Source organism: Brevibacillus sp. FW301-21C12A (assembly GCF_058788915.1).
Genome location: NZ_JBYTBG010000078.1, coordinates 1 through 10,291, shown reverse-complemented (window position 1 = coordinate 10,291; position 10,291 = coordinate 1). Strand labels below are relative to the sequence as shown.

Below are 10,291 nucleotides of genomic sequence, written 5' to 3'. Positions count from 1 at the left end.
ATTCCTCACCCAAAAACGAAAAGCTATGAAAAAGTAAGAATAAGAGAGTATGTGTCCAAACCTAGGGGGTTAATCCGAAGTAATTTGAATTCATGTTGAGTTAAGGAAATAGGTTCACCGTAGTAGTTTATCTCTCCACGTTGAGGTTTAACGGTAATACCACGATAGGTAATCTTACTGCATCTCTGTGCGGTTCTTCGTAATACAGTCTCTACCCTTACTACCAATTCTTTCGGACTAAATGGCTTGGTGAGGTAATCATCCGCCCCCATTTCAAGTCCCTTAATACGGTCTCTTTCGTCTACCTTTGCAGTAAGCATTATGATTGGAATATCTGCTTTCAATTCCGCACGTAACCAATTACAAACTTCTTCGCCACTGGTCTTCGGGAGCATTAAATCTAATATAACGAAGCAAGGGTCATATTGAAGAAACTTCTCTTTCGCATCTTCACCATCCTTTGCTTCCCACACCTCATATCCTTCATTCATTAAATACAATGACACCAGATTCCTAATTTTCTCATCGTCTTCCACAACAAGAATTGACTTTCCCTTCGTGTTCATTTCAATCCTCCAAACACTTACTCAACAAAAGAAATCAATTTCTCCATCATTTCTTTATTCATAGGACCTATTATCTTCTCTTGTATTATTCCTTGAGAGTCAATAATGTAACTGGTTGGAATGGATACAACTTGGTAGGTATCAGCCACTTTATTGTCTTCATCCAAGACAACAGGAAAGGTAATCCCAAACTCGTTTAGAAATGTCGAAACGTTGTCTCGACTTTTTTCGGATTGAGTGAGATTGACTCCTAGGATTATCAACCCATCCTCTTTGTTTTCCTCAAAGAACTTCTGCATATCAGGCATTTCAGCTCGGCAAGGTGGACACCAAGTAGCCCACAGATTGATGATTACCTTTTTCCCTTTGAACTGAGAAAGCTTGAATTCTTGATCGTCTAATGATTTCAAAGTAAAGTCAGGAGCCATATTCCCTTTTTCTATACCTACCACTCTGTTCGTCTGCTCGCCTTGATTTACATTTCTTACACTCTCATTTGCTTCATTTGACGGAGTTTTTACAGTGCTGTATATCCCCCAAGCAACCAATACCAATAAAGCAAAAATGGCAATTACATTTTTCATTACCTTTCCTCCTAAAAACGAAATGGTGTAAATGTCGCAAGCCAGGCACTTATCTTTTGCAATTGTCCTGTAAATAACAGCAAACCCAACCCAATTAATATCCAACCATTTATTTTGTTCAAGTACGGAAGTATTTTGTTGATTTTTTTCACAACAGCCAATGAATAGGTGACACCGATAGAAATAAATAAAAACGGAATGCCTAAACCAAATGAGTAGACCAATAACATGACTATTCCTTGGTTCATTGTTTCGGATGTTCCAGCCAATAACAGGATAGACGATAAAACCATTCCCACACATGGCGTCCAACCTGTTCCAAATGCAACTCCCATAAGAAAGGGGCGCCATCTATCTTGAATGCTGTTTTGATTGATTTGTAGTCGCTTTTCAAACATAAGAAAGGGAATCGTAAGGATGTTTGCCATTTGTAAACCGAAAATGATGATGAGAAGACCACTAACTTTTTCGATTATTTCTCGATTATCGGAAATCAATTGCCCGATAATGCTGGCTGAAGCCCCCATTAGCACAAATACAAGACTAAAACCTGCAATAAAGCTAATGGAGCGCAGCAAAACCACTCTTTTTGTTACGACCAATTTATTGTCCCTCACATATGAGCCTGTTAAATTGGCGACATAAGCTGGTAGTAAGGGGAAAATACAAGGTGAAAAAAATGAAAGCAGACCTCCAACAAATGCAAAATAAATATTGATGTTTTCCAAATCGTACTCCCTCCTTCCATTTATCTAGGTTACGGAGAAACTGTTACGTTTCCTTAAAGTTATCTGATTTCTTCCAAGAGTAATCCAATACCATAATGATGCTGGATAAGAAAAGAAAGACGAATTGTATTTTTGAAAATCCTAAAAAAAAGGCTAAATGGGACTTCGTAAAAAATAACGCAAGAATCTGTCCAATGCAAAACCACATGAGAACGGGAAGCCACTCTTTGATATTTCCGACACTTATTTTTCTTATGACCCAGACATACAAGATCACACTCACCACAATCTGTAATAGGTGATAGAACAATTCGTACCTCTCAACCGCTAACCAAATTGCATGTCCGACTCCCCAAGCGATTAGCAATCCTGTTGCGAAAGTATCCATCGTTACATTGATAAGTATTCTCTTTCTTGCTATTTGCACCGTTATATAGACAATAGTCGCGATTCCAGCAAGCCATATCCCCCTTTCTCCGCCAGAGAAATAGATAATCGATATCGGATGACGGATAGTCTCCAAAGGGTGGAATATCACATAACTAAACTTCCACAAAACAAATGTGATGAATATCAAGTTCATTACCATTTGTGATATTACATCTTTCGTTCCCTTTTCATTCTCTAACCGCTTTTTAATTGCTAGGTATCCAAGAAGTGAGCATAAAATGAACGTAAAGATCCCCGCATTTATAGCAAATGGACCAATTTGTATCGCACCAAACATTCTTCTCCTCCTCTCAACAGTAGGATAGCCACGTATTGTTAACTTTTAATAAAGAAGCCTATTCTCCGTATGGGAATAGGCAACCTTAATACAATGAAATGGTCTATTACTTCGATTTTTGAGCAATCAAAATGTAATGTAAGTCGGTTGGATTATATCGTTTAACTACTTGAAACCCTACCTTTGCAAGCAAATCTTCCATATCGGAAGAATGGATACGATGATGTTCCGACGGTCCTTGTTCCATTGGCTTCTTTTCCCATTCCAAGCAGAAGCAGTAGCCACTTGATTTCAATACTCTATAAATTTCTTTTAGGGCTTGCGATAGTGGTTCCGCCTCATGAAGAACGAAAGAGGCAATGATATGCTCAACTTTTTCATCTTCTAACGGATTTTGTTCAATTGTGCCTTCAACAGGAACTACATTGTCCAGATTTTCTTCATTTGCCTTATCCTTAATAACAGACAACATGATTGGTTCTACATCCAAAGCATAGACAGTGCCTTTCGTTCGTTTGGCTGCAGGTATTGTAAAGTACCCAGTGCCAGCTCCAATATCTAGAATGTTGTCATTCTCCTTAATGGGAAGTAAACCTAATAGTTTATTGGGTGGTAGTGTCCTACGTCGTTCGGGATTATCAAGTTTTTCCAAGTTGGCTGGATTAAACCTTTTTTCATTCAAAGTTGGCTTCACTCCTTTCAACTTACAGTTTTGAAGGGGTTTGAATCTTACCTCCCCAAGCCATTATTCCACCTTGAAGATTAAACAAGTTTTTAAAACCGCCTTTAGTTAGTATTCTTGCAGCTTGCTTACTCCGCATACCACTTTGGCAGTATAAAAATATGTCTTTATCGGTTGGGATATCCTTCATACGCCCTTTTATCTGTGATAATGGAATATTAATTGCGCCAGGTATATAGCCGTTCTCGTATTCTCTGGGTTCACGAACGTCAATAATCACTTTTTTACTGTTATTCGTGAATTGCTTGCTTAGTTCATCTGCCTTGATATTCTTTACGCCTTGAATAGGTGCAAATCTTGAATAGACAAACCAACCCAATAGGATCCAAACCAATATGTTTATTAACGTTGAAGTCTCCACAAACCTCTTTCCTCCCCAATAAAACTGATTTATCGACTTTTCACTAAGAGCTCCACCGCTTCTTGAACAAGCTTACCTGTATCTCTCCCAGCAGCTTGCTCCTCTTGAATACATTGCTGTAAATTCACAGCTACAATTTGAGCAATAGCCTTATCAGCGGCATTTCGAACTGCTGAAAGTTGCGCTACTACCTCTTTACAAGGCTTCTCTTCCTCCATTAACCGAAGAACGCCACGGACCTGTCCTTCTAATCGTCTCAATCGTTTTTTTATTTCGTCAGTGTAATTATTCATTTGTTAACCATTCCCTCCAGCCGTATACTCGTATAGGTATAATATACAACTAAAAAATAAGTAATACACTTGTTTAGATAAACAGATTTACCTTCGCATCCGTAGCATCCCCTAAATAAGCTGCTACCCCTGCATATTCTAATCCATCAATAAGTTCTTCCTTTTGAAGACCTAACAAATCCATAGTCATCGTACAAGCAACCAGTTTTACTCCTTGTTCCTGAGCCATTTCCATCAACTGCGGGAGTGTCAGAGCATTGTGCTTCTTCATAACATGTTTAATCATCTTCGGTCCCATCCCCATAAAATTCATTTTGGATAAAGACAATTTCTCGGCACCTCGCGGCATCATCCAGCCGAACATTTTTTCCAACCACCCTTTTTTAACAGGAATAGGTTGTTCTTTTCTAAATGCATTCAATCCCCAAAATGTGGCAAAAATCGTCACTTCATGGTCATAAGCCGCTGCACCATTAGCAATAATAAAGGCTGCCATAGCCTTATCGTAATCCCCACTAAATAAAATAATCGTTGTTTTCTCTTTTTTATTTTCCATCTCTGCTCTCCTCCAAATATTATTTTTAATGTATCTGTAACACAAAGTAATTACATACTTATACTGCTATCGGTATATTAATATGCAAAAAAGAATAGATCAATGTTAAACTTCACCATTGCATTCGGACTTCAAGTGAATAAATCGACTTTAATTTAAAAAATAACCAAAGGTTCTTGAGGCTATAGAGATCCTCCCCAAGTTATTGTCTGTTTCTTATCAGTCTTTTTTATATCACCCGTCCACTCTCATACCGCCCTTCATATTCACAACATTATACCGCTTGGCATGTAACAATTCGCATGCTTTTCCACTACGATTTCCACTACGACATACAACAATGGTTTCTTTATTCGAATTAAACTCTTGTAGGTGGTATGGGATTTCACCCAAGGGAATATGTTTAGCACCTGGAATATGCCCTGTTGCCCACTCTTTAGGTTCACGAATATCTAATACAACAACATCTTCTCTATTTTTTAATCTTCTCAGCACTTCTTCGGTGTTTTGCTCCTTAAATGAAATTTTTTGCATTTCTGCAACCCCCCTCCTTTTTATTGAGTCAGAATTTCAAACCATATTTTAACCACCGTAGCAACAATCAATGCGGCTAAAATCCACTGGAGAATTCTTGTATTTATTTTTTTACTTATCATAGCCCCTAATGGTGAAGCCACTGTACTTGCCACAACCATAATAAGGGATGGAATAAGCAACATATGTCCGCCTAGAAACTTACCTACTGTAGAGCCAATAGATGAAATAAAGGTAATAGCCAAAGATGATGCGATCGCTACCCTAGTAGGTATTTTCAATATGACAAGCATGACAGGAACGGTAATAAACGCACCTGCTGCTCCAACAATTCCAGATAGGATTCCTATAATCCCCGAAAGGATGGCTGCTAAGGTTTTGTTAAACTTCACTTTCGTAAAGTCTTCTACATCATCACCTTTTTTTGGCAAAAACATCATGACGGCAGCGATTAGCGCCAAAATTGCGTAGACCAAATTAATGGTGGAATTCGGAAGAAATTTAGACCCGTATCCTCCAATGAAACTTCCAACAATAATCGATATCCCCATTGTGATGACCAATAGCTTATTAATGTAACCACCCTTTCGGAATGCGAACATACCAGCAAGCGTAGCAAAAAATACTTGGACAGCACTAATTGCTGAAACCTCTTGGGCAGTAAAGGCTATGAAACCCAATGCAGGCGGAATGTATAACAGCATTGGATATTTGATAATTGAGCCTCCAATCCCCACCATTCCCGATATGGCTGACCCGACAAATCCAATTCCAAATAACATCAAGATATATGCCCAATCCATGTTATACCCTTCTTTCCAAAAAAGGGAATGACACTATACTTAAAGTCATTCCCTTTCCTATTTTTATCCTTTTTTAATCCAGAACTTTAATACACCATTTTCTTCTGTGTCTTTTAACATTTCATGTCCTGATGACTTTGCCCAAGCAGTTAGGTCATTTTTAGCCCCTTTGTCTGTTGTATGGACTTCCAGAACCTCACCCGATTCAATTTCACCGATTGCTTTTTTTGTTTTCACAATTGGCATCGGACATGCCAACCCTTTTGCATCTAATACTTTATTGCTATTCATCTTTGTTTCCCCCTTATTTATCGTGTACCGCACAACGGTTTGGACCAATTTCCATTTCCCGTTGTTCTTCTTCATTTGGGGTAATTTTCCCCATATTGGTTTGACGAATTTCTTGGTAGGCATTCGGTTGTGGTGGCAAGTTCTCTGTAACTGTTTTTCTGAATTCAACTTCATCTTGAATGTTTAAACCTGGATTTTTCTGATACAAATCACCCATACGAGCGGATACTTTTCCACCTTCGCCCAGTTCCGTTATTTTTCCAAAGTGTGCAGGAAGAACAATCAGGTCATTGGAAAGCTCTTTATACCGATTGTATAGCGTGTTACGGAGGTCTCCCACCCAATCTTCGGCTTTACCAGCCAAATCTGGACGACCAATCGATTCAATGAATAGAATATCCCCTGTCAGAAAATACTTGTCGTCAACAATAAGGGAGGTACTACCAATTGTATGACCTGGGGAGTATATCGGTTGGATGGTAATCGTTGTATTACCAACTGTAATATTTTTGCCTTCCTCCAGTTTTTCGTACGTAAAAGTAACCTCTGTTGCATCTTTTGGTGGGAGCCAGTAAGTTGCTCCAACTTTTTCAGCTAATTTCTTTCCGCCAGAAATATGGTCTGCGTGCAAGTGAGTATCAATCGTATGTTTAATTGATACGTTAATATCTTTAGCAAATTGCTCGTAAACATCGGTCATCCGTAACGTGTCAACAATGGCTGCTTCTCCATTAGAAACCACCATATAGGAGAGACATCCTTTCCCAATTCGAACGAACTGATAAATGGAACCTCCGTCTTTTAAATCACCAATCTTTACGGGTTCCAAATGCTCACTCCAAGCTTTCATTCCACCTTCGAGATAGAAAACATTGGTTCTTCCAGCTTCGACAATTTTCTCCGCAACAAATTGAGAAGAACCTTCTTTTGCACAAACCACAAGCACCTTCTTGTTATTAGGTATTTTATCGAGAGCTGGATCTACCCCATCAATCAAATCAAAATATGGGATGTTAATGATTTCAATCTTATCCCCTTCAATTCTCCAATCATTAAAATCACTTTCATTACGGACATCAATGATAAATAACTCCTCTTTTTGGAAAACAATTTGTGCCAATTCGTTTGGAGACATTTTATTCAAACCTGTTATCGTGTTCATTGTCATATCCTCCATAGCTTAAAATGTTAAGGTAATATTGGCATCCTTCGCGAAATCAAGGAATGTAACAGCCCCACCAACATCAATTCCATCGATAAAGTCTTCCTTCTTCAAATTCATTACGTCCATTGTCATTTGACATGCAATTATTTTTACACCCATTTGCTGTGCCATCCCCACTAATTCAGGAATAGAAGGTACATTTGCATTTTTGAACCCTTCAGCGAAATGTTCCTTGCCAACTGGCATTGGCAATTGTTGATAAGCCTCTTTATGAATTAAATTCAACCCCTCAAATGTGAAGAAAATAGCGACCTCTGCATCTGTTGTAGCTGAGGCTGTAGCAATATTAAATACCTTGTATGCGTCAAACAATCCACCGTTGCTTGCAATAATTGCGACTTTTGTTGCCATTACTCGTTCCTCCGTTTGATGTAGATTTATTGGTTTTTTTCCGTTGTTCCTGTCCACCCAGACATTCCTGGCAATACATTTCTAACGTTTTTAAAACCCTTTTCAGCTAAAAGTTGACAAGCCATATCACTTCGGCTTCCTGTTCGGCAAATAACGTTAATTTCTTCATCTGGGTTCAATTCATTTAATCGAGATTCTAATTCACCTAATGGAATGGACTTAGCTCCTGGAATGCGATTAAATGCATATTCAGCTGGTTCACGCACATCCAAGATCGTGAATTTCTCCTTTGCATTAAGTTTTGTTTGTAATTCTTCATTGGTGATTGTATGAGGGTATTTTGTTTCTTCCTTTACTTCACTTGGACTTGACTTGCGGAGATAATGCTTTAAAATTTCCCCTTCTACAACGGTACCCAAATATTGATGTCCTGTATTTTTTGCCCATCCTTGAATATCAGCTAATGAACCTTTGTCCGTAGCCTGTACTTCAATGACTTGACCTGGCTGTAATTCCTCTACAGCCTTTTTTGTTTTTACAATAGGCATTGGACATGCAAGACCTTTACAATCGAGGACTTTATCTGCTTTAATCGAAGCTTGTGAACTCATAAACATTCCTCCCGAGATTTAGTCTCTCTCCACTTCGCCTTTCCATCCCAACATTCCACCTGCCATATTCAGCAGGTTGTCGTATCCGAGATTTGACAAATATTCACATGCCTTTCCACTTCTATTTCCGCTTCGGCAAATGAAAATCACTTCCTTATCTTTTTCGATTTCACTTAAACGGTTTGGAAGTTCATTTAGTGGAATGAGTTTAGAACCTTTAATTCGTCCTTCCGAGTATTCTTCTTGATTTCTTACATCAATCAGTTGGACTGCCTTTTGGGTGGTTAATTTATCTTTTACTTCTTGGGGTGTAATATCTTTCCACGTTCCACGCATTATTTTTCCCTCCTGTCTCTTTAAATATGTGCTGTTCACTTGAGTCTTATACATATACCCCTATGGGTATTATTATATGCATCAAAGAAGATATGTCAACACCTTTAATAACCTACTGCATGAAATTCAATTTCTTGGTGGAAGTGGGCTAAGTATTGTTTTATTTGCTCAACGTCATTAAAATTGGTTATATGATAATTATACCCAATAGATATTTACAGGAGAGTTATTAGGTCTTCTCAATTCACAATTCGCAAAAATGATTCAGAATCTAGAACTTATTCATTTCACTCGAATCGTAATTTGTGGTCAGGTTTCTTGTTCGGTCTTGGCTTTGTTGCTTTTTTCGATGAAACTGTTTTTCATCAACTTCTTCATTGGCATCATTTTTACGACAAGTCCACAACTGAGATTTGGCTGGTCTCGGATGGTTTTATTCACGCTTTTAGCTGGGTTGCGACCATTGGCGGCTTGTTTATGTTCGCTGATTTGCGTCGACGAAACACCTTGTACTCAATAGATGGTGGGGTGGTGTATTACTTGGTGCGGGCGGATTTCAATTATACGATGGTACAATCCAACACAAGATAATGAGGATACACCAGTTTGCTATGTTGAGAATGTTCTTATGTACGATTTGATTTGGAATGTTATAGCCCTTGCAATGGTAGTAGGCGGTATTGTTATCCTTATGCGTACAAGATCACCCGAAAAGGAATTTCACTTATTTGCCTTCTTTAACGAACTGCTCAACACGGGATTTAATTGCATCACGAACTTTGCGGAACTGTTCTTTAATTTCTTCCTCTGTTCCTGTTGCTTTCGCAGGGTCATCAAATCCCCAGTGCCACTTGATTGCATTTGGATTGTTCACTACTGGGCAGTTATCCGCTGCGTGACCACATAAAGTAATGATATAATCAGCTCGTTTTAAAATTTCTGGGTCGATTATGTCAGAAGTATGATGGCTGATATCTACTCCTGCTTCTTTCATTGCTTCAACGGCACGTGGATTAAGCCCGTGAGCTTCAAGCCCTGCACTTTTAACTTCGTATTTGTCACTACCAAGAGCATTTAAGAAACCGTGTGCCATTTGACTTCTGCAAGAATTTCCTGTGCAAAGAAAGTACACCAATTTTTTGTTATCCATTTTTCATTCTCCTTTTTCATTTTTTGGATTATTTAATAACAGCATTTGTTCAACCTTACTTAATAAATCTTTTAAGCTAAAGGGTTTGTTCAAAATATCCATTGCGTCAAGATACAAGAACACTGTTCTTGATTAAACGATGTGGTCAAAAACAATATAGGAACATCGATTCCCTTGTTTCTTATTGTTTCACAAAGCTTTAAACCGTCTACATCTCCAAGTTGAACATTGATAATAATTAGCCCGAATTCATTTGGGTTATTATGTTTTAGAAATTCCTCTCCAGTCTCAAAATGCTCTACATTATAACCAATGCGTTCAAGATTATATCTGAGAAGAATTGCGTGACTTGGTTCCGGATTAACCCCCTAGGTTTGGACACATACTCTCTTATTCTTACTTTTTCATAGCTTTTCGTTTTTGGGTGAGGAAT

At 38.4% G+C, this 10,291-nt stretch carries 16 protein-coding genes and 2 pseudogenes; 1 reads left to right on the top strand and 17 read right to left on the bottom strand.

The features are described from left to right. Positions 1–23: 23 nt before the first annotated feature. The 15 genes from AC3WQH_RS24685 to AC3WQH_RS24615 form a co-directional block, all read right to left on the bottom strand. Complete coding sequence (locus AC3WQH_RS24685; protein ID WP_492332297.1) at positions 24–566, bottom strand: response regulator transcription factor; 543 nt, start codon at positions 564–566, stop codon at positions 24–26. A gap of 17 nt (positions 567–583) precedes the next feature. Then, entirely contained in the window at positions 584–1,150 is a 567-nt protein-coding gene (locus tag AC3WQH_RS24680; RefSeq protein ID WP_026678581.1) for a TlpA disulfide reductase family protein, read from the bottom strand. A gap of 11 nt (positions 1,151–1,161) precedes the next feature. After that, positions 1,162–1,878 carry a cytochrome c biogenesis CcdA family protein gene (locus AC3WQH_RS24675; RefSeq protein ID WP_290426607.1) on the bottom strand — a complete coding sequence of 239 codons (717 nt, stop codon included), beginning with the start codon at positions 1,876–1,878 and terminating at the stop codon, positions 1,162–1,164. A gap of 43 nt (positions 1,879–1,921) precedes the next feature. Further along, positions 1,922–2,605, bottom strand: a complete 684-nt coding sequence (locus tag AC3WQH_RS24670) for a prolipoprotein diacylglyceryl transferase (RefSeq protein ID WP_026678583.1) — start codon at positions 2,603–2,605, stop codon at positions 1,922–1,924. Between the two features lie 106 nt (positions 2,606–2,711). Beyond that, entirely contained in the window at positions 2,712–3,287 is a 576-nt protein-coding gene (locus AC3WQH_RS24665) for a class I SAM-dependent methyltransferase (protein ID WP_290426606.1), read from the bottom strand. A gap of 22 nt (positions 3,288–3,309) precedes the next feature. Continuing rightward, entirely contained in the window at positions 3,310–3,708 is a 399-nt protein-coding gene (locus AC3WQH_RS24660; protein ID WP_026678585.1) for a rhodanese-like domain-containing protein, read from the bottom strand. Between the two features lie 29 nt (positions 3,709–3,737). Continuing rightward, positions 3,738–4,001 carry a metal-sensitive transcriptional regulator gene (locus AC3WQH_RS24655; RefSeq protein ID WP_026678586.1) on the bottom strand — a complete coding sequence of 88 codons (264 nt, stop codon included), beginning with the start codon at positions 3,999–4,001 and terminating at the stop codon, positions 3,738–3,740. A gap of 73 nt (positions 4,002–4,074) precedes the next feature. Continuing rightward, on the bottom strand, positions 4,075–4,557 hold the full coding sequence (locus AC3WQH_RS24650; RefSeq protein ID WP_026678587.1) for a DsrE/DsrF/DrsH-like family protein: 483 nt from the start codon (positions 4,555–4,557) through the stop codon (positions 4,075–4,077). Between the two features lie 234 nt (positions 4,558–4,791). After that, a complete protein-coding gene (locus tag AC3WQH_RS24645) occupies positions 4,792–5,091 on the bottom strand; it encodes a rhodanese-like domain-containing protein (RefSeq protein WP_327991346.1) in 300 nt (99 codons plus the stop codon). Between the two features lie 20 nt (positions 5,092–5,111). Beyond that, the gene (locus tag AC3WQH_RS24640) at positions 5,112–5,894 is read right to left on the bottom strand and encodes a sulfite exporter TauE/SafE family protein (RefSeq protein ID WP_026678589.1); all 783 of its coding nucleotides are present in this window, start codon (positions 5,892–5,894) and stop codon (positions 5,112–5,114) included. Between the two features lie 63 nt (positions 5,895–5,957). Then, entirely contained in the window at positions 5,958–6,185 is a 228-nt protein-coding gene (locus AC3WQH_RS24635) for a sulfurtransferase TusA family protein (RefSeq protein ID WP_026678590.1), read from the bottom strand. A 13-nt stretch (positions 6,186–6,198) separates the two neighbouring features. Further along, positions 6,199–7,347, bottom strand: a complete 1,149-nt coding sequence (locus tag AC3WQH_RS24630) for an MBL fold metallo-hydrolase (protein ID WP_026678591.1) — start codon at positions 7,345–7,347, stop codon at positions 6,199–6,201. Positions 7,348–7,365: 18 nt separating this feature from the next. Then, positions 7,366–7,761: a DsrE/DsrF/DrsH-like family protein gene (locus AC3WQH_RS24625; protein WP_026678592.1), complete on the bottom strand. Its 396-nt coding sequence runs from the start codon at positions 7,759–7,761 to the stop codon at positions 7,366–7,368. 26 nt (positions 7,762–7,787) lie between these two features. Next, a complete protein-coding gene (locus AC3WQH_RS24620; RefSeq protein WP_026678593.1) occupies positions 7,788–8,372 on the bottom strand; it encodes a sulfurtransferase TusA family protein in 585 nt (194 codons plus the stop codon). An 18-nt stretch (positions 8,373–8,390) separates the two neighbouring features. Continuing rightward, on the bottom strand, positions 8,391–8,708 hold the full coding sequence (locus tag AC3WQH_RS24615) for a rhodanese-like domain-containing protein (protein WP_026678594.1): 318 nt from the start codon (positions 8,706–8,708) through the stop codon (positions 8,391–8,393). A gap of 249 nt (positions 8,709–8,957) precedes the next feature. Here AC3WQH_RS24615 and AC3WQH_RS24610 point away from each other — a divergent pair. Continuing rightward, a pseudogene (locus AC3WQH_RS24610) lies at positions 8,958–9,423 on the top strand (DUF2243 domain-containing protein); the annotation flags it as partial. 9 nt (positions 9,424–9,432) lie between these two features. Here AC3WQH_RS24610 and arsC read toward each other — a convergent pair. Further along, positions 9,433–9,858: an arsenate reductase (thioredoxin) gene (arsC, locus tag AC3WQH_RS24605; protein WP_026678788.1), complete on the bottom strand. Its 426-nt coding sequence runs from the start codon at positions 9,856–9,858 to the stop codon at positions 9,433–9,435. A gap of 89 nt (positions 9,859–9,947) precedes the next feature. After that, a pseudogene (locus AC3WQH_RS24600) lies at positions 9,948–10,202 on the bottom strand (response regulator); the annotation flags it as partial. Between the last annotated feature and the right edge of the window lie 89 nt (positions 10,203–10,291).

Bases quoted from the DNA above. Each gene is read 5' to 3' on its own strand.
- AC3WQH_RS24685 (WP_492332297.1), bottom strand. From the start codon at position 566: ATGAACACGAAGGGAAAGTCAATTCTTGTTGTGGAAGACGATGAGAAA.
- AC3WQH_RS24680 (WP_026678581.1), bottom strand. From the start codon at position 1,150: ATGAAAAATGTAATTGCCATTTTTGCTTTATTGGTATTGGTTGCTTGG.
- AC3WQH_RS24670 (WP_026678583.1), bottom strand. From the start codon at position 2,605: ATGTTTGGTGCGATACAAATTGGTCCATTTGCTATAAATGCGGGGATC.
- AC3WQH_RS24655 (WP_026678586.1), bottom strand. From the start codon at position 4,001: ATGAATAATTACACTGACGAAATAAAAAAACGATTGAGACGATTAGAA.
- AC3WQH_RS24650 (WP_026678587.1), bottom strand. From the start codon at position 4,557: ATGGAAAATAAAAAAGAGAAAACAACGATTATTTTATTTAGTGGGGAT.
- AC3WQH_RS24645 (WP_327991346.1), bottom strand. From the start codon at position 5,091: ATGCAAAAAATTTCATTTAAGGAGCAAAACACCGAAGAAGTGCTGAGA.
- AC3WQH_RS24640 (WP_026678589.1), bottom strand. From the start codon at position 5,894: ATGGATTGGGCATATATCTTGATGTTATTTGGAATTGGATTTGTCGGG.
- AC3WQH_RS24635 (WP_026678590.1), bottom strand. From the start codon at position 6,185: ATGAATAGCAATAAAGTATTAGATGCAAAAGGGTTGGCATGTCCGATG.
- AC3WQH_RS24630 (WP_026678591.1), bottom strand. From the start codon at position 7,347: ATGAACACGATAACAGGTTTGAATAAAATGTCTCCAAACGAATTGGCA.
- AC3WQH_RS24625 (WP_026678592.1), bottom strand. From the start codon at position 7,761: ATGGCAACAAAAGTCGCAATTATTGCAAGCAACGGTGGATTGTTTGAC.
- AC3WQH_RS24620 (WP_026678593.1), bottom strand. From the start codon at position 8,372: ATGAGTTCACAAGCTTCGATTAAAGCAGATAAAGTCCTCGATTGTAAA.
- AC3WQH_RS24615 (WP_026678594.1), bottom strand. From the start codon at position 8,708: ATGCGTGGAACGTGGAAAGATATTACACCCCAAGAAGTAAAAGATAAA.
- arsC (WP_026678788.1), bottom strand. From the start codon at position 9,858: ATGGATAACAAAAAATTGGTGTACTTTCTTTGCACAGGAAATTCTTGC.